Here is a 17835-nt window from a genome sequence, read left to right on the forward strand (position 1 = left end):
CCGGGAGCCGGCTGAAGCCGCTGCGCAGGCACAGCGCCAGCGCCTGCCGGAGGGTCTTGCCGCGCTCGATCCAGACCACGTCCGGCCGAGGCACCATCACCTCGCGGGCGATGGTGTCGCCGAGTTCGAAGACGCCGTGGATCATGTTGCGCTCGCCGGCCTCGACGACGCCGCGCTCCTCGGCCATGTCGACGAGCTCGCGCAGCTCGACCTCACTGCTGAACGGGCCATCGCGGTAGCCCTTGCCGGGGGTGATCGCGTTGCCGATGAGGATCAGCAGCGTGGCGATCGGGCCGAGCAGGCGACCCAGCAGCCGGATCAGCGAGGCCGCGGACAACGCGATGCCGTAGGCGTGCTGCCGGCCCAGCGTCCGCGGGCCGACGCCGATGAGCACGTAGCTGACCACCGTCATCACCGCGATGGCGGTCAGCACGCCGAGTGCGACGCCGTCGAACAACCCGTCGAGGATGACCGCGACGATGACGGTCGCGGCCGTCTCGCAGGCGATCCGCAGCAGCAGCAGCAAGGCCACGTGCCGGGCTCGGTCCTCCATGACCTGCGCCAGCGGGCCCGCCCGCTTGATCCCGTCCCGCCGCATCTCCTCCACCGCGGCCTTGGACAGCCGCTGCAACGCGGCGTCCAGTGCGGCGAAGACGCCGGCGACGAGGACCAGGACGACGGCGATCCCCAGCAGGACGATCGCGGTCGAGCTCATCGGGTCTCCGGCTCCATCGGCTCGCCGGTCACCGACTCCCGCGGAGTGGCGCGCCAGCCCTCGAGGAGCTTCGACTGCAGGCCGAACATCTCCTTCTCCTCGTCGGGCTCCATGTGGTCGTAGCCCAGCAGGTGGAGCACGCCGTGGGTGGCCAGCAAGAGAAGCTCGTCGGCCATCGAGTGACCGGCGGCGCGGGCCTGCCGGACGGCGACGGCCGGGCACAGCACCACGTCACCGAGGAGCGCCGGACCGGGGTCGGGGTCGTCGGGACGGGCGGTGTCCAGCTCGTCCATCGGGAAGGCCAGCACGTCGGTCGGGCCCTTCTCCCCCATCCACCGCTCGTGCAGGGTGGCCATGTAGTCGCCGTCGACGCAGAGCACCGACAGCTCGGCCAGCGGGCTGACCTCCATGGCGTCGAGCACGTAGCGGCAGACGCCGGCCAGCGCTCCTTCGTCGACGGAGATCTCGGACTCGTTGGCGACCTCGACGGGCACGCTCAGCTCCCCTGCTGCCGGGTCTGGGGACGGCCGTGCCGGGCCGGACGGGAACCGGCCGCCGGCGCCGGCGGCTGCCGGGTGGCGTCCCAGCGCTCGTAGGCGTCGACGATGTCGCCGACCAGCCGGTGCCGGACGACGTCGGAGCTGGTCAGCGTGGAGAAGTGCACGTCGTCGATGCCCTCAAGGATCTCGCGCACGATCCGCAGACCGCTCTGCGCGCCCCCGGGCAGGTCGACCTGGGTGACGTCACCGGTGACGACCATCTTCGAGCCGAACCCCAGCCGGGTGAGGAACATCTTCATCTGCTCGGCGGTGGTGTTCTGCGCCTCGTCGAGGATGACGAACGCGTCGTTCAGCGTGCGGCCGCGCATGTAGGCCAGCGGGGCGACCTCGATGGTGCCGGCCTGCATCAGCCGCGGGATCGACTCCGGGTCGACCATGTCGTGCAGCGCGTCGTACAGCGGCCGCAGGTAGGGGTCGATCTTCTCCGACAGCGAGCCCGGCAGGTAGCCCAGTCGCTCACCGGCCTCCACCGCCGGACGGGTCAGGATGATCCGGTTGACCTGCTTGGTGGTCAGCGCCTGCACGGCCTTGGCCATCGCCAGGTAGGTCTTGCCGGTGCCGGCCGGGCCGATGCCGAAGATCACGCTGTGGACGTCGATGGCGTCGACGTACCGCTTCTGGTTCAGCGTCTTCGGCCGGATGGTGCGGCCCCGGCGGCTGATGATGTCGAGGCTGAGCACGTCCGCGGGGCGCTCGGAGCCGCCGGCGCGGAGCATGCCGACGACCCGGCGGACCGAGTCCGGCCGCAGCGCCTGGCCGGTCGCCAGGAGCGCGATCAGCTCGTCGAAGACCCGGACGGCGAAGGCGTTGTCCGCCGGCTGACCGGTGATCGCGATCTCGTTGCCGCGGACGTGCACGTCGGCGGCGAGCTCGGTCTCGACCAAGCGGAGGAGCTCGTCTCCGGAGCCCAGGAGGGCCACCATGGAGACGCTGTCGGGGACGGTGATCGAGGTGCGGACCTCGGCCGGTACGGCCGGTTCCGGGACGCCGGCTCCCGCGGCACGCGCGGAGAGCTCACGGGAGGACGCGATGGTCTCCGGTACGGCGTCTGGTGAGGTGTCGGGCAAGAACGCTCGACCCTGCCTTCCTGCGACGGGGGTTGTGACCCGGCCCAGCGTACCCGCGCGGACGGCCGCTGAAGCCCGGCTCCACAGCGGACCGGGTCAGCGGCCGGTGTAGCGAGCCCTCCCCGGACCGTCGGTGAGGAAGGACGCCACGGCGCCGCGCAGGTCCTCGGTGCCGAACAACAGCCCCGAGACGGCCGGCACGACGTCGTCCGCCGCGGGTACGCCGTGCCGCACCGCGGTGGCGACCAGCCGCTTGGTCGCCGCGTGCGCGACGGTGGGGCCGGCGGCGACCCGGCGGGCGTACTCGCGGGCCGCCTCGGGGAAGCCGTCGTCGGGCAGGACCCGGTTGACCACGTTCCAGCGCTCCAGGACCGCCGCCGGGTAGCGCTCACCGGTGAACACGAGCTCCCGGGCGCGCGCCGGGCCGGCCCGCTCGGCCAGCCGCTGCGGCCCGCCCATCGACGGGGTGAGCCCGACGACGATCTCCACCAGACCGAAGGACGCGCTCTCCGCGGCGAGCAGCACGTCGCAGGCCAGGGAGATCTCGAACGCCGCGGTCAGGGTCAGGCCGTGGGCGGCGAAGACGGTCGGCACCGGGAGGGCCTCCAGCGTCTGCACCGTGCGCAGCAGCCGGGCCCACAGCGCCCCGCCGCGGGCGACGGCGTCCGGGCCCTCGGCGATCTCGGCGAACAGGTGCACGTCGACACCGGCGGAGACGACCCGGCCACGCGCCTCCACCAGCACCGCACGGGCCCGGTCGGGCCGCGCCGGATCGGTGAGCTCGACCAGCTGGCCGGTCACCCGTTCCCAGGCGTCGAACACCGCCTGGTCGAACAGGTTCAGCGGTGGGTTGTCCAGGACGACGACGGCGACATCGCCGTCCCGCTCGAGCCGGACGGGGGCAGCGGTCTCGGACACACCCTCACTCTGGCAGGCCCGAGCGGCCTCAGCCGGGCGGCCAGCCCAGGCCGCGGCCGCCGAGCACGTGCAGGTGCACGTGGTGGACCGTCTGCCCGGCCTGCGGCCCGGTGTTGGCCACCACGCGGTAGCCGGGCTCGGGCACGTCCGCGGTCACGAGGCCCTCCTGGACGGCGACTGCATGTGCGGCCGCGACCAGCTCGGCGGTGAGCTCGGGGTCGGCCCCGGCCAGCGCACCGAGGGTGGCGTGGTGCTCCTTGGGGATCACCAGGACGTGCGTGGGCGCCTGCGGGTTGATGTCCCGGAAGGCGAGCGTGCGGTCGGTCTCCCGGACGACGTCCGGCGGGATCTCCCCGGCCACCATGCGGCAGAACAGGCACTCGTTCGTCGGCTCGCTCACCGGCCCGACTCTAGGACGTGGGTGGACGGCGGACCGAGAGAGTTCGTTGAACAGTGCACGACTTGGTCGTTCGACTGAAGGTGGGCCGCCACCGGCCGACCACGACCACAGGGACGTCGACGCCACGGCTGCCCGGACCGTGGAGGCACCATGCGCATCGCCGCGTCACGACGCACCGCTCTGCAGCACACCGCCGAACTCGACGAGGCACGCTCCGACATCGCCGCGGTCACCCGGGCGCTCGGCGCGCTGGACCGGGCCACCACCTGCGAGGAGGTGGCCCGGGCCGCGCTCGACACCGTCCGGGACAGCTTCGGCTGGGCGTACGGCTCCTACTGGATGGTCGCGCCGGAGGACGGGCAGCTGCACTTCGCCGTGGAGTCCGGTGACGCCGGACCCGAGTTCCGCGCGGTGACCAGGAGCGCCTCCTTCGCCGAGGGTGTCGGGCTCTCCGGGCGGGCCTGGAAGGCCCGGGACCTGTTCTTCGTCGCCGACCTCGGCGAGATGACCGACTGCGTGCGCGCCCCGGTGGCCCAACGGGTCGGGGTGAAGAGCGGCGTGTGCTTCCCGATCATCCAGCAGGGCCGGGTCGTCGGGACGATGGACTTCTTCACCATGGAGACCCTGGCTCCGTCGGCCGAACGGCTCGACGCGCTGCGGGCGGTGGGGCTGCTGGTCTCCCAGGCCTTCGGCCGGGTGGCCGAGGCCGCTGACCAGAAGCGTGCCGCAGGCGACGTCGCAGCGATCAACAGCCTGCTCCGCGGGTTCGCCCAGGCGCGCACGCAGGAGGAGACGCTGTCCGTCGCGCTGGACACCATCCGGCGGGAGTTCGACTGGCACTACGGCTCCTACTGGGCGCTGGACGCCTCGACGAACGACCTGCGGTTCGCCCAGGAGTCCGGCGACCTGGGGCCGGAGTTCCGGCGGATCACGCTGGAGGCGGGCTTCGCCAAGGGCGTCGGCGTCGCCGGCCGCACCTGGGCCGCCGGCGAGCTGGTGTTCGTCGAGGACCTCGGCCAGGTGCACGACTGCGTACGCGCCCCGGCCGCGCGCAACGCCGGCGTCCGCTCCGGGGTGTGCCTGCCGATCACCGTCGGCGGCCGGATCGTCGGCACGATGGACTTCTTCGCCAAGCGGACGCTGATCCTCGCCGACAGCCGGCGGGACGCCCTGCGCAACACCGCCTTCCTGATCTCCCAGACGCTGGAGCGACTGGCCGCCACCCAGCGCATCGCCGACGCCGGCCGGGAGATGGTCGCCTCGATCGACGAGGTGGAGCGCAACGTCGCCGAGGCCACCAAGGTGGCCGGTGACGGTCAACGCGTCGCAGGCGAGGCCACCGAGTTCGTGGCGGGGCTGGGACGTTCCAGCGCGGAGATCGACAAGGTGGTGAAGGTGATCACCGGCATCGCCGAGCAGACCAACCTGCTGGCGCTGAACGCCACCATCGAGGCCGCCCGGGCCGGGGAGGCCGGCAAGGGGTTCGCCGTGGTCGCCGGCGAGGTCAAGGAGCTCGCCCGGGAGACCGCCCAGGCGACCGAGGACGTCAGCAGCCGGGTCGCGGCCATCCAGGGCGACGTGCAGAACGTGGTCGGCGCACTCGCCTCGATCCGGGAGATCGTGGAGCGGATCAACGAGACCCAGCACCTGATCGGCGGCGTGCTCACCGAGCAGGCGGCGGTCACCCGCAGCATCGTCGAACTGGCCTGACCGTCCCGCCGACCACCAGAATGGCCATTGTGGTGGTCGGCGCGGCCCGGGAGGACGGCGTGGGCGACGATGGGCCGGTCCCCGTCGTCCCTCTCCCTTGGAGGTCCCCCGTGTCCGCACCGCAGCCCCATCCGAGGACGTAGTGAGCAGCCGTCGCGCCGTCCGGTCGGGTGGCTTCGGAGAACACGCACTGAACAGGCGCGGCTTCCTCGCCGGGAGCGCCGCCGTCCTCGCCGCCGGGCTCGCCGCCTGCAGCCGGGACTCCCCCGTGTCGTCGTCCGGGGGCTCGACCGGCAGCCGCGGCTCGCTGACCATCGGCGCCATCCCCGACCAGGACCCCGAGGTCCTGCAACGGCTGTACAGCACGCTCGCCGACTCGATGTCCGCAGCACTCGACCTCGACGTCGACTACCAGCCGGTCACCGACTACGGCGCCGCCGTCTCCCTCTTCCGCACCGGTGACCTCGACCTGGTCTGGTTCGGCGGGCTCACCGGCGTGCAAGCCCGACTGCAGACCCCCGGCGCCGAGCCGATCGCCCAGCGCGACATCGACGAGTCGTTCACCTCGGTGTTCATCGTCAACACCGGCACCGGGCTGACCCCGGCCGACGACCTCGGCCCGCTGGCCGACCTGCGGTTCAGCTACGGCAGCGAGACGTCGACGTCCGGCCGGCTGATGCCCGCGTACTTCCTGTCCGAGCAGGGCGTCGACCCGCAGGGCTTCCCCGGCGGCCCCGGGTTCTCCGGCTCCCACGACGCGACCATCTCGCTGGTCTCCTCCGGCAGCTACCAGGCCGGGGTGCTCAACGAGCAGGTGTGGCGGTCCCGCGTCGAGGACGGCACCGTCGACCCCGCCGCGGTGGTCCAGTACGCCCGCACCCCGGAGTACCACGACTACCACTGGCTGCTCAGCCCGGAGGCGGTCGAGCGGCTGGGTGCGGACCTGCCCGAACGGCTGCTCGAGTACTTCACCGGCCTGCCCGCCGGGGACGAGGTGCTGGAGCTGTTCGGCGCCGGGGCGTTCCTCCCCACCGAGGCGTCGAACTACGACCAGATCGAGGCGGTCGGCCGCGACCTGGGGCTGATCAGCTGAGCGCCGTCCTCCGGCTGGACGGCGTCGAGGTCCGCTACGGCAGCACCCGCGCGCTGGCCGGTGTCGACCTCACCGTCGACGCCGGCCAGCGGGTGGCGCTGGTCGGGCCCTCGGGGGCCGGCAAGTCGACGCTGCTCGGGCTGGTCAACGGCTCGGTGCTGCCCACCGCGGGCTCCGTGCAGGTGCTCGGGGACGACGTCGCTGCGCTGCGCGGCCGGGCCCAGCGGCAGCTGCGGGCCCGGGTCGGCACGGTGCACCAGCACCTGGAGCTGGTCGGTCAGCTGCGGGTGGTGCACAACGTCAACGCCGGGCGGCTGTCCAGCTGGCCCGCGTGGCGGGCGGCGTGGTCGCTGGTGCACCCGCAGGGGCTGCCCGAGGTGCTCGCGGCGCTGGACCGGGTCGGACTTGCCGACCGGGTGTTCGAGCGCACCGAACGGCTCTCCGGCGGCCAGCGGCAACGCGTCGCGCTCGCCCGGTTGCTGGTGCAGCAGCCCGAGCTGGTGCTCGCCGACGAGCCGGCCTCGGCGCTGGACCCGGTGCTGGCCGAGCGCGCCCTCGCCCTGCTCGCCGGGCTGTCCGCCGACCGGGGCGGCGCGCTGATCGCCTCGCTGCACGACCCGGCGCTGGCGCTACGGCACTGCACCCGGGTGGTCGGCCTGGTCGAGGGGCGGGTGGTGCTCGACGCACCCGCGGCCGCGCTCACGGTCGGGGACCTGGCCGACTTCTACGGCGCCCCGCGGTGACCGCCGTCCTGGACCGGTCGCCGGTGGCCCCCCGGCTGCACCGGGCGCGGGCCCGCTGGGCGTGGGGGCTGGGGACGCTCGCCGTCGTCGGCTGGTCGCTGGCCGGCGCCGGGGCGTTCGCCGGCGACGTGGTCAACCCGGCCGGCACCGGGCAGTTCGGCCGGTTCGCCTCCGCCGCCCTCTCCCCCGCCCTGGACGGTGCGTTCCTGCGGGTGCTCGCCGACTCGGTGCTGGTCACCGTCGCCTACGCCGCGCTCGGGGCGGCGCTGGCGGTGCTGCTGGGCGCGGTCGGCGCGGTGGCGGTCGCCCGCACCACCTGGGGACGACGCCGGCTGGGCTGGACGCTGTCCCGCGGGGCGCTCGCCGTCCCCCGGGGGTTGCACGAGGCGGTGTGGGGGCTGCTGCTGGTCAACCTGCTGGGGCTGGACCCGTGGGTCGGGGTGCTGGCGATCGGCGTCCCGTACGGGGCGGTGACCGCGAAGGTCTTCGCCGACCTGCTCGACGAGGTGCCGCGTACCGGGTACTCGGCGCTGCTCGCCGCGGGTGCCGGCCGGACGACGGCCGCGCTGTACGGGCTGCTGCCCCCGGCGTCGGGCGGGCTGCTGTCCTACTCCTTCTACCGGCTGGAGTGCGCGGTCCGCTCGGCCGTGGTGCTCGGGCTGATCGGCGCCGGTGGGCTGGGCTACCAGTTGCTGCTGTCGTTCAGCTCGTTGCGCTGGGAGCAGGTGTGGTCCTGCGTGTACGCGCTGGCGCTGCTGTGCCTGCTCGCCGACGTCGGCGGCCGCGCGGTGCGGCGGCGGGTGGCCGCACCGCGCTCGTCCGGGGACCGGCTGCGCCGGGACCCCGCGCTCACCACGGCGGTCCTCGGCTCGCTGGCCGGGGTCGTCTGGTCGTGGTGGTACCTGGCGATCTCGCCGGCCACGCTGGTCTCCGACCGCACCGGCGAGCAGCTGCGCTACGTGCTCGCCGCCGCCTGGCCCCCGGACGTCGACGGGCCGCTGCTCTCCGCGGTCGCGGCGGCCGCGGTCGACACGGTGCAGATGTCGGTGATCGCGATCGCCGTCGCCACCGTCGGGGCGGTGCTGCTGGCCGGGGTGGCCGCCCGCCCGGCCCGGGCGTCAGCCGGACGTCGACTGGCGGGGACCGTCGTCCGGCTCGCCCTGCTTCTGCTGCGGGCCGTGCCGCCGCCGGTGTGGGCGCTGGTGCTGCTGTTCGTGCTGCTGCCCGGGATCCTGCCCGGGGCGCTGGCGCTGGGTGTCTACACGCTCGGCGTGCTGGGGCGGCTGGCCGCGGAGGCGACCGAGGAGCTGGACCCGCGCCCCCGGGCGGCGCTCACCGCGATGGGGGCCGGGCCGGTGGGTGGCTGGCTGTACGGGGTGCTCCCGGCGGCGACCGGGCCGGTGCTGTCGTTCGCGCTGTACCGCTGGGAGGTGGCGATCCGGGACACCGTGCTGGTCGGGCTGCTGGGCGCCGGCGGGCTGGGGGCGCTGCTGGCCTCGCGGGTGGCGGCCTTCGACTGGGGTGCGGTGACCACCGTGCTGGTGGCGCTGGTGCTGCTGACCGCCGCGGTCGACCTGGTCAGCGCCCGCGCCCGCTCCGCCCTGCGCTGAGGCCCGCTCCGTCGAGTGCGCAGTCGTGGTCGTCGTCCCCGGCGTGTCCGGTCGTGTCGGCGACCACAACTGCTCAGTCGAGCGTCATCTCCAGCGGGTGCGGGCGCTCAGTGCGGCGAGCACGGCGGCGCCGGCGGTCGACGTCCGCAGCACCTCCGCACCCAGGCGCACCGACTGCGCGCCGGCCGCCCGGAAGGCGACCACCTCGCCGTCGGTCAGCCCGCCCTCGGGGCCGACGATGACGGCGATCGCCCCGGTCGTCGGCACCTCGAGCTGCGCGAACGGCTGACGGGCCTGCTCGTGCAGCACCAGGGCCAGGTCGACGTCGGCGAGCATGCCGCAGACCTGGCGCGTGCTCATCGGCTCGGTCACCTCGGGCACCCGCGGCCGGCGGGCCTGCTTGGTCGCGGCCCGGGCGACCGAGCGCCACTTGGCCAGGCCCTTGTCGATCCGGTCCTCCCGCCACCGGGTGACGCAGCGGGCTGCGGTCCACGGCACGATCCGGTCGACACCCAGCTCGGTGGCCAGGTCGACGGCGAGCGGGCCCCGGTCGCCCTTGGGCAGCGCCTGCACGAGCACGAACTCCGGTTGCGGGGCGGGGACGTCGTGCCGGGCGAGCACCTGCACCTGCAACGCCGACCCGGCGGCCGCGAGCACGGAGCCCTCGACCAGCAGCCCCTGCCCGTCGCTCACCCGCACCCGCTCCCCGGCGCCGAGCCGCAGCACGTCCACGGCGTGCCGGCCCTCGGCGCCGTCCACGGTCAGGACGTCGCCGTCCGGCAGCTCGTCGAGCAGGAAGAGCGGGGCGCCGTCGGCCGCGAGTGCGTCCGGGCCCTGGCTCATCGGCCGTTGAACGCGTCGCGCACCCGGGTGAACAGGCCACCGTGGTTCGCGCTGTTGCCGTCGGTGAGGTCCTCACCGCGCAGCCCGGCGAGCTCGCGCAGCAGCTCCTGCTGACGGCCGTCGATCCGGGTGGGCGTCTGCACGTCCAGGTGCACGAGCAGGTTGCCCCGGCCGGTGCCGTGCAGCCGCGGGGCGCCGTGTGCGCGCAGCGTGAGCACGGTGCCCGACTGGGTGCCGGCCTTGATGGTGAGGTCCTCGACGCCGTCGAGGGTCTCGAGCTTGAGCGTGGTGCCCAGCGCCGCCGCGGTCATCGGCAGGGTGACCCGGCAGTGCAGGTCCTCGCCGTCGCGGGTGAACACGTCGTGCGGGCGCTCACGCACCTCGACGTACAGGTCACCGGCCGGGCCGCCGCCGGGGCCGACCTCGCCGTAACCGGCCAGCCGGATGCGCATGCCGTCCTCGACGCCGGCCGGGACCTTGACCGGGATGGTGCGGCGGGAGCGCACCCGCCCGTCACCGGCGCACTTGGGGCACGGGTTGGGGATGACCTGGCCGGTGGCCTGGCAGGTGGGGCACGGGCGGCTGGCGATGACCTGACCGAGGAAGGAGCGCTGCACGCTCTGCACCTCGCCGCGGCCGTTGCAGGTGGAGCAGGTCTCCGGGTGCGTGCCGGGGGCGGTGCCGGCGCCGGTGCAGGCGTCGCAGAGCACGGCGGTGTCGACGGTGACCTCCGTCGTCGTCCCGAAGACGGTCTCGTCGAGATCGAGGTCGACCCGGATCAGCGCGTCCTCGCCCTCGCGGGTGCGGCCGCGCGGCCCGCGGCCGGCGCCCCCGCCGAAGAAGGCGTCCATGATGTCGCCGAGGCCGCCGAAACCGGCGGCGTTGCCGAACGGGCTGCCGCTCCGTCCGCCGTTGGTGTCGTAGGGGTCACCACCCAGGTCGATGATCCGCCGCTTCTCCGGGTCGGTCAGCGCCTCGTAGGCGCGGCTGACCTCCCCGAACTTCTCCTTCGCACCCGGGTCCGGGTTGACGTCCGGGTGCAGGTCGCGTGCCATCTTGCGGTAGGCGCGCTTGATCTCGGTGTCGCTGGCTCCCTGGGCAAGACCCAGCACGCCGTAGTAGTCGGTTGCCATGAAGCGTTCTCAGTCCTCAGCTCTCGGCCAACAGGTGGCCGACGTAGCGGGCCACGGCTCGTACCGCGGCGATGTTCCCTGCGTAGTCCATCCGGGTGGGGCCGACGACACCCAGGCCACCGAGCGCCTGGTCGCCGGACCCGTAGCCCACGGAGACGAACGACGCGGCGGTCAGCGCCTCGTGCTCGTTCTCCTCACCGATGCTCACCGTCACGGTGCTGGGCCCCACCTCGGCCATCAACCGCAGGACGACCACCTGTTCTTCCAGCGCCTCCAACAGCGGGCGGAAGGTGCCGGGGAAGTCCAGCGCGCTGCCCTGCGCGAGGTTCGCCGTCCCGCCGATGACCAGCCGGTCCTCCGAGGGCTCGACCAGGGTCTCCAGCAGCGTCGCGCTCACCGCGGCGACCAGCGGGCGCAGGTGCGGGGCGGAGGCGTCGACCAGGTCACCGACCTTGTCGCTGGCCTCCCCCAGCTTCGCGCCGGTGAAGGCGGTGTTGAGCAGCGTGCGCAGCTCGGCGACGGTCTCGGCCTCGGTGTCGACCGGCACCTCCACCACGCGCTGCTCGACCCGGCCGGTGTCGGTGATCAGCACCATCAACAGCCGGGACGTCGACAGCGGCACCAGCTCCAGGTGCCGGACGGCGCTGCGCGCCAGCGTCGGGTACTGGACGACGGCGACTTGGCGGGTCAGCTGGGCCAGCAGCCGGACACTGCGGCCCAGGACGTCGTGCAGGTCGACGGCGCCGTCGAGGAACTTCTCGATCGCCTTCCGCTCAGCGGCCGACAGCGGCTTGATCGCGCTGAGCCGGTCAACGAAGAAGCGGTAGCCCTTGTCGGTGGGCACCCGGCCGGCACTGGTGTGCGGCTGGGTGATGTAGCCCTCCTCCTCCAGCACCGCCATGTCGTTGCGGATCGTGGCTGGGCTCACCCCGAGGTCGTAGCGGGCGGCCAGCGCCTTGCTCCCCACCGGGTCGTTGGTGGAGACGTAGTCCTGGACGATCGCCCGCAGCACCCGCAGGCGCCGGTCGTCGTGCGCCACGGCTGACACCTCCCGTACCGGATCGACGTGGTCCGCGGTGGTCGCCCGGGCAGGTGCCTGGCACTCGCGTGGACCGAGTGCCAGCATACGACCGCACCATCCCGGCGTCCTCCGGCTCGCGGTGCCCGCCCCCGGAGATGGGAACGATCCCTGCTGACGAGCGTCGGCGATGGCCGCTGGACCCCACTAGTGTGGTTCCGGTCGACGGACCCCACCGGGGGGCCGGGGAGCGGGAGGCTCAGCCCTGATCTTCAAGGCGGTGCGCGATGGGCGCCCCTATCCCGACCACGGCTTCTCCACCCGCGACTGGGCGATGATCCCGCCCCGGCAGATCCGGATGGACACCCTCGTCACCACCAAGCGCGAGCTGGCCCTCGACACGCTGCTCGCCGACGACTCGACCTTCTACGGCGACCTGTTCCCGCACGCGGTGCAGTGGAACGGCGAGACCTACCTGGAGGACGGCCTGCACCGGGCCCTGCGCGCGGCCCTGCAGCAGCGCAACGTCATCCACGTGCGGGTGCTCGACCTCGACTCGCTGATGCCGGCCCAGACGCCGACCGAGAGCAGCTCCGCAGACGCCAGCCCGGCCGACGCCGGCCAGGCGCGCTGACGGCTCAGAGCCAGCCCTTCTCCTCCGCCACCCGGGCCGCCTCCACCCGGGTGCGCGCCCCGGTCTTGCCGATCGCCGAGGACAGGTAGTTCCGCACCGTCCCCTCGGACAGGTACAGCCGCCCGGCGATGTCGGCGACCGTCGCCCCGTCGGCCGCCGCCCGCAGCACGTCGGCCTCGCGACCCGACAGCGGTGTCGCGCCCATCGCCAGCGCAGCGGCGGCCAGGTCCCGGTCGATCACCCGCTCCCCCGCCATCACCGCCCGGATGCCCCGGGCCAGCTCGGCCACCGGCGAGTCCTTGACCAGGAAGCCGGCGGCGCCGACCTCCATCGCCCGGCGCAGGAACCCCGGCCGGCCGAACGTGGTGAGGACGACGGTGCGCACCTCCGGCAGCGCAGCGGCCAGCTCCCGGGCCGCCTCGAGCCCGTCCTTCCCCGGCATCTCGATGTCCAGCAGCGCCACGTCCGGCCGGCAGGCACGCGCGGCCGCCAGCACCTCGTCACCGCGGCCGACCTCGGCCACCACCTCGATGTCCTCCTCGAGGTCGAGCAGCGCCCGGAGCGCGCCCCGCACCAGCGCCTGGTCCTCGGCCAGCAGCACCCGGATCGTCACGCGCTCACCGACACCGGGAGCAGCGGCACCGTGGCCTGCAGTCGGTACCCGCCGCCGTCCACCGGGCCGGCTGCCAGCTCACCGCCCAGCGCACCGACCCGCTCGCGCAGCCCGGCCAGCCCCGACCCGGGCGAGGTGCCCAGCACGGTGATCGGGTCCTCCGCGCCACGACCGTCGTCGGTCACCGTCAGCACCGCGTGCACCCCGTCCTCGGCCAGGCCGATCGTCACCGTGCCGGCCCGGCTGTGCCGCAGCACGTTCGTCGTCGCCTCGCGCACCACCCAGCCGAGCGCGGCGTCGACCGTGCCCGGCAGCGCCGGCACCCGGTCGGGCAGCCGGACGTCGATCCCGGCCCCGGTCAACGCGGAGCGCGCCTCCGCCAGGGCCTGGGCGCAGGTGACCTGCCGGTAGCCGCTGACGGCGTCCCGCACCTCGGCCAGCGCCCGGCGGGCCGCCGCCTCGACGTCGGCCATCTCCTGTCGGGCGCGGGCCGGGTCGGCCTCGGCCAGCCGGCGGGCGAGCTCGCTCTTGAGCGCGATCAGCGACAGCGAGTGCCCGAGCAGGTCGTGCAGGTCGCGGGCGAAGCGCAGCCGCTCCTCGGTGACGGCGTTGCGGGCCAGCTCCTCGCGGGCCTCCTGCAGCTCCCGGTTCACGGTCATCAGATAGCCGGTGCCCCGGATCCCGAAGGCGGTGAGCAGGCAGATCGGCGACAGGAACAGCAGGCCGGGGTCCCCCGAGGCCAGGGGCACCGCCAGGCACACCAGTGCCGCGGCGACCACAGCGGGCCACACCCAGCGCGCGGGCAGCGTGGCCGCGGCGGCCGCCGACACGTAGATCATCAACCCGGCGAAAGCGGGCCCGAACCCGACCGCCAGCGCGACGGCGAGCACCGCGGTCGCCGCGAACTCCGGCCGCAGCGCCCGCGGCCGGCCGAGCTGGCCCATCACCCGCAGGTAGACCACGGTGAAGACGAGCAGCCCGATCGCGCCGACCCAGCGCGCCGCCGTCGGGCGGTCGGTGGTGACGAGGTCGACGATCGGGAAGAACTGGAACAGCAGCCAGGGCACTGCCCAGATCGCCTGCCCCCACCAGTTCGACCGGTCCATGAGACGGACGCTAGCGGTCGGCCGCCCGGTCACGGCTCAGCCCGCCACCGCGTGCAGCGGGCGCCGCCGGGCGACCACCAGCGCAGCGGCGGCGAACACGACCCCGTAGCCCGCCAGCACCATGACCGGCGGGCCGGTGAACGTCCCGGCCGTGATGTCGCGGCCCAGCTCGGCGAACCAGTAGGACGGCATCGCGCGGGCCAGCGCCGCCATCCCGTCCGGGAACATCTCCACCGGGAACCACAGTCCACCCAGCGCGGCGAGCACGGTGCCGAGGATCCCGATCGCCGCGCCGGCGGCCTGGGCGTCCAGGGCCAGCCCCACCGCCAGACCGAGCGCCACGAACACCACCGACCCCGCCCACAGCGAGCCGACCAGCGCCAGCCACGTGCCGAGGCCGAACTCGACGCCGTTGACGAACCGCCCGACCAGCGCCACGACGAGCAGACTGGGCAGCACCAGCAGCGCCCCGACCACGACGTCGACGGCGAACACCGACCCGGTGGGCACCGGCGTCACCCGCAGCTGCCGCAGCCAGCCGGAGGAGCGGTCGAAGGCGATCCGGATCGTCGCGCCCAGCGCGGCACCGATCGCCCCGTAGGCCATCATCGAGACCAGGACGGCGCCGGCGAGGTCCTGGTACTCCCCGGCCGGCGCCTGCCCGCCGATGACCTTGGTGAAGAAGATCGTGAACAGCGCCGGCAGCAGCACCGTGAAGAACAGGTACTGCTTGTTCCGGCCCACCCGGCGGAGCTGGAAGAGCAGCAGGTCGGTCATCGGAGGGCTCCCTCGGTGGCGTCCGGCGTGGCGTGCGGCCGGGTGGCGTCCGGCTGGGTGGTGAGGTGCAGGAAGGCCTGTTCGAGGCTGGCGCCGCGCACCTCGAGGTCGGGCAGCGGGGTGCGGCTGTCGAGCAGCGCGCGCAGGGTCGCCTCGGCGTCGGAGGTGGCGAGCTCGACGAGGTCGGCGTCCCCGCTGATGCCGGTGACGCCCGGCAGCCCGGTCAGCCCGTCCCGCGGCCCGGGGCAGCGGAACCGGACGGTGCGCCCGGCGATCCGCGACTTGATCGCGGCCGCCGTCCCGTCGGCGAGGACCCGCCCACCGGCGACGACCACGACCCGGTCGGCGACCGCGTCGGCCTCGTCGAGGTGGTGGGTGGCGAAGACGACGGTGTGCCCGCGCCCGGCCAGACCGCGCATCGTCGTCCAGAAGGCCTGCCGGCCCTCGACGTCCATGGCCGAGGTCGGCTCGTCCAGCAGCAGCAACGGCGGCGCGCCGGCCAGGGCCAGGGCGAGGAGCACCCGCTGGCGCTGCCCACCGGAGAGCGCGTCGACCGCGCGGTCGAGCAGGCCGCCGATGCCGGCCGTGGCGACCAGGTCCGCCAGCGGCCACGGGTCGTCGTAGCGGCGGCGCACCAGGGCGAGCACCTCGCCGACGCGCGCCTCGCTGGGCAGGCCGCCGTGCTGCAGCATCGCCCCGACGCCACCGGCCTCCAGCGCCGCGGCCGGCTCGCGCCCGAGCAGCCGGACCGTGCCGGCCGCCGGGCGGAACAGCCCGAGCGCGGCGTTGACGACGGAGGACTTCCCGGCGCCGTTGGCACCGAGCAGGGCGACGGTCTCGCCGCGGGGGACGGCGAGGGTCAGGTCGTGGACGGCGGTCGCGCTGCCGTACCGGACGGTCAGTCCGCGGACGTCCAGGGCGAGTGGTTCGGGCATGCCCCGAGCCTGGCCGCCCACGGGGCCCCGCCGGGAGTGCGAGACGTCGTCCACACCTCATGACGGATGTCAGACCGGCGGCCCCTGCCCGCCTACGCTCGCGCTGTGGACGTGACCGAAGCCCCCGCGCTCGGGGACCCTGCGCTCGAGGTGCTGGGCCGGGTGTTCGGCTACGACGCCTTCCGCGGACCGCAGCGCGAGGTCGTCGACCACGTCGTCGCCGGCGGCGATGCGCTGGTGCTGATGCCGACCGGTGGCGGGAAGTCGCTGTGCTACCAGGTGCCGGCGCTGCTGCGCGAGGGCGTCGGCGTCGTCGTGTCCCCGCTGATCGCGCTGATGCAGGACCAGGTCGACACGTTGCGCGGGCTGGGCGTGCGCGCCGGGTTCCTCAACTCCAGCCAGGACCGGGCCGAGCGCCGGGACGTCGAGGAGGCGTTCCTCGCCGAGGAGCTCGACCTGCTCTACGTGGCCCCGGAGTCCCTGGGCGGTGGCGCCTCACCGACCGCCCGCCTGCTCGAACGGGGCCGGATCGCCCTGTTCGCCATCGACGAGGCGCACTGCGTGGCGCAGTGGGGGCACGACTTCCGGCCCGACTACCTCGCCCTGTCGATGCTGCACGAGCGCTGGCCCGACGTGCCCCGAATCGCCCTGACGGCGACGGCCACCCCCGCCACGCACGCCGAGATCAGCACCCGGCTCCAGCTCGACGACGCGCTGCACGTGGTCGCCGGGTTCGACCGGCCGAACATCCAGTACCGGATCGCACCGAAGAACGAGCCGCGCAAGCAGCTGCTGGACCTGCTGCGCACCGAGCACCCCGGGGACGCCGGCATCGTCTACTGCCTGTCCCGCGCCTCGGTGGAGAAGACGGCCGAGTTCCTGGTGGGCCAGGGCATCCCCGCGCTGCCCTACCACGCGGGGCTGGACCAGCGGACCCGCGCGACGCACCAGTCCCGGTTCCTGCGCGAGGACGGGCTGGTGATGGTCGCGACCATCGCGTTCGGCATGGGCATCGACAAGCCCGACGTCCGCTTCGTCGCCCACCTGGACCTGCCCAAGTCGGTCGAGGGCTACTACCAGGAGACCGGCCGCGCCGGCCGGGACGGACTGCCGTCCACCGCATGGCTCGCCTACGGGCTGGCCGACGTCGTCCAGCAGCGCAAGATGATCGAGTCCTCGGAGGGCGACCTCGCGCACCGGCGGGTGCTGTCCGCCCAGCTCGACGCGATGCTGGCGCTCTGCGAGACGGTCGAGTGCCGGCGGGTGCGGCTGCTGGCCCACTTCGGCCAGGAGAGCGCGCCCTGCGGCAACTGCGACACCTGCCTGAGCCCCCCGGAGTCCTGGGACGCCACCATCCCGGCGCAGATGCTGCTGTCCACGGTGCTGCGGCTGCAGCGCGAGCGCGGGCAGTCCTTCGGCGCCGGCCAGTCGATCGACATCCTGCTGGGCAAGCGCACCGACAAGGTCACCCAGCACAGCCACGACGAGCTGACCGTCTTCGGCATCGGCACCGACCTGTCCGAGGGCCAGTGGCGCGGCGTCGTCCGCCAGCTGCTGGCGCAGGGGCTGCTCGCGGTGCAGGGCGAGTACGGGACGTTGGCGCTCAACGAGGCCAGCGGGCCGGTGCTGCGCCGGGAACGCGAGGTGCTGATGCGCCGCGAGCCCGAGCGCCCGACCCGGGCCGCCACCGCCCGCGCCCGGGGCAGCCGGTCCACGGCTCCCGAACTGCCCGCGTCGGCCGCCCCGGCCTTCGAGCGGTTGCGGGCCTGGCGGGCTGCCACCGCCAAGGAGCAGGGCGTGCCCGCCTACGTCGTCTTCCACGACGCGACCCTGCGGCAGATCGCCACCGAGGAGCCGGCGACCCTGGCCGCCCTGGGCACGATCGGCGGCGTCGGCGCGACGAAGCTGGAGAAGTTCGGCGACCAGGTCCTGGCCGCCCTGCACGGCTGACCCCTCGGCC

18 protein-coding genes are annotated in these 17835 nt (G+C 74.2%); 6 read left to right on the top strand and 12 right to left on the bottom strand.

The window, feature by feature from the left end:
* The 5 genes from O2W15_RS00005 to O2W15_RS00025 all read right to left on the bottom strand — a co-directional run.
* The coding region (locus tag O2W15_RS00005) for a CNNM domain-containing protein (RefSeq protein ID WP_269177890.1) at nt 1-715 on the bottom strand (715 nt) is incomplete at its 3' end.
* On the bottom strand, nt 712-1209 hold the full coding sequence (ybeY, locus tag O2W15_RS00010) for an rRNA maturation RNase YbeY (RefSeq protein WP_036333675.1): 498 nt from the start codon (nt 1207-1209) through the stop codon (nt 712-714). The genes ybeY and O2W15_RS00005, both read right to left, overlap by 4 nt.
* 2 nt (nt 1210-1211) lie before the next feature.
* Nucleotides 1212-2342 carry a PhoH family protein gene (locus O2W15_RS00015; protein WP_269177891.1) on the bottom strand — a complete coding sequence of 377 codons (1131 nt, stop codon included), beginning with the start codon at nt 2340-2342 and terminating at the stop codon, nt 1212-1214.
* 96 nt (nt 2343-2438) lie between these two features.
* Nucleotides 2439-3260 (bottom strand): enoyl-CoA hydratase/isomerase family protein, encoded by an 822-nt coding sequence (locus tag O2W15_RS00020; RefSeq protein WP_269177892.1) that lies wholly within the window; start codon nt 3258-3260, stop codon nt 2439-2441.
* A 28-nt stretch (nt 3261-3288) separates the two neighbouring features.
* Nucleotides 3289-3660 carry a histidine triad nucleotide-binding protein gene (locus tag O2W15_RS00025; RefSeq protein WP_269177893.1) on the bottom strand — a complete coding sequence of 124 codons (372 nt, stop codon included), beginning with the start codon at nt 3658-3660 and terminating at the stop codon, nt 3289-3291.
* Nucleotides 3661-3810: 150 nt separating this feature from the next.
* Here O2W15_RS00025 and O2W15_RS00030 point away from each other — a divergent pair, with 150 nt between their 5' ends.
* From O2W15_RS00030 to O2W15_RS00045, 4 genes are all read left to right on the top strand, one after another.
* Nucleotides 3811-5370 carry a GAF domain-containing protein gene (locus O2W15_RS00030; protein WP_269177894.1) on the top strand — a complete coding sequence of 520 codons (1560 nt, stop codon included), beginning with the start codon at nt 3811-3813 and terminating at the stop codon, nt 5368-5370.
* 142 nt (nt 5371-5512) lie between these two features.
* Nucleotides 5513-6463 carry a putative selenate ABC transporter substrate-binding protein gene (locus O2W15_RS00035; protein ID WP_269177895.1) on the top strand — a complete coding sequence of 317 codons (951 nt, stop codon included), beginning with the start codon at nt 5513-5515 and terminating at the stop codon, nt 6461-6463.
* A gap of 53 nt (nt 6464-6516) precedes the next feature.
* Nucleotides 6517-7206: a phosphonate ABC transporter ATP-binding protein gene (locus O2W15_RS00040; protein WP_269178513.1), complete on the top strand. Its 690-nt coding sequence runs from the start codon at nt 6517-6519 to the stop codon at nt 7204-7206.
* Nucleotides 7203-8816: a PhnE/PtxC family ABC transporter permease gene (locus O2W15_RS00045; protein ID WP_269177896.1), complete on the top strand. Its 1614-nt coding sequence runs from the start codon at nt 7203-7205 to the stop codon at nt 8814-8816. The genes O2W15_RS00040 and O2W15_RS00045 overlap by 4 nt, the downstream gene beginning before the upstream one ends.
* 84 nt (nt 8817-8900) lie before the next feature.
* Here the strand turns inward: O2W15_RS00045 and O2W15_RS00050 are convergent, their stop codons facing one another.
* The 3 genes from O2W15_RS00050 to hrcA are packed head-to-tail and all read right to left on the bottom strand — an operon-like array spanning nt 8901 to nt 11831.
* The gene (locus O2W15_RS00050; protein WP_269177897.1) at nt 8901-9659 is read right to left on the bottom strand and encodes a 16S rRNA (uracil(1498)-N(3))-methyltransferase; all 759 of its coding nucleotides are present in this window, start codon (nt 9657-9659) and stop codon (nt 8901-8903) included.
* Nucleotides 9656-10792, bottom strand: a complete 1137-nt coding sequence (gene dnaJ / locus O2W15_RS00055; protein ID WP_269177898.1) for a molecular chaperone DnaJ — start codon at nt 10790-10792, stop codon at nt 9656-9658. Before dnaJ ends, O2W15_RS00050 begins: the two co-directional genes overlap by 4 nt.
* 16 nt (nt 10793-10808) lie before the next feature.
* Entirely contained in the window at nt 10809-11831 is a 1023-nt protein-coding gene (gene hrcA, locus O2W15_RS00060; protein WP_269177899.1) for a heat-inducible transcriptional repressor HrcA, read from the bottom strand.
* Between the two features lie 247 nt (nt 11832-12078).
* Here hrcA and O2W15_RS00065 point away from each other — a divergent pair, with 247 nt between their 5' ends.
* Complete coding sequence (locus tag O2W15_RS00065; protein ID WP_442929948.1) at nt 12079-12444, top strand: type II toxin-antitoxin system VapB family antitoxin; 366 nt, start codon at nt 12079-12081, stop codon at nt 12442-12444.
* 4 nt (nt 12445-12448) lie between these two features.
* Here O2W15_RS00065 and O2W15_RS00070 read toward each other — a convergent pair whose 3' ends face one another.
* Genes O2W15_RS00070 through O2W15_RS00085 form a run of 4 tightly spaced genes read right to left on the bottom strand, consistent with a single transcriptional unit; the run spans nt 12449 to nt 15875 of the window.
* Nucleotides 12449-13057, bottom strand: a complete 609-nt coding sequence (locus O2W15_RS00070) for a response regulator transcription factor (RefSeq protein WP_269177900.1) — start codon at nt 13055-13057, stop codon at nt 12449-12451.
* Nucleotides 13054-14163 (bottom strand): sensor histidine kinase, encoded by a 1110-nt coding sequence (locus O2W15_RS00075; protein WP_269177901.1) that lies wholly within the window; start codon nt 14161-14163, stop codon nt 13054-13056. Before O2W15_RS00075 ends, O2W15_RS00070 begins: the two co-directional genes overlap by 4 nt.
* A 36-nt stretch (nt 14164-14199) precedes the next feature.
* Nucleotides 14200-14940 (bottom strand): ABC transporter permease, encoded by a 741-nt coding sequence (locus tag O2W15_RS00080; RefSeq protein ID WP_269177902.1) that lies wholly within the window; start codon nt 14938-14940, stop codon nt 14200-14202.
* On the bottom strand, nt 14937-15875 hold the full coding sequence (locus O2W15_RS00085; protein ID WP_269177903.1) for an ATP-binding cassette domain-containing protein: 939 nt from the start codon (nt 15873-15875) through the stop codon (nt 14937-14939). Before O2W15_RS00085 ends, O2W15_RS00080 begins: the two co-directional genes overlap by 4 nt.
* Nucleotides 15876-15980: 105 nt before the next feature.
* Between O2W15_RS00085 and recQ the strand changes: the two genes are divergently transcribed.
* Nucleotides 15981-17825 (top strand): DNA helicase RecQ, encoded by a 1845-nt coding sequence (gene recQ / locus O2W15_RS00090; RefSeq protein WP_269177904.1) that lies wholly within the window; start codon nt 15981-15983, stop codon nt 17823-17825.
* Nucleotides 17826-17835 lie beyond the last annotated feature (10 nt).

Source organism: Modestobacter sp. VKM Ac-2979 (genome assembly GCF_026967995.1).
Lineage (GTDB): Bacteria > Actinomycetota > Actinomycetes > Mycobacteriales > Geodermatophilaceae > Modestobacter.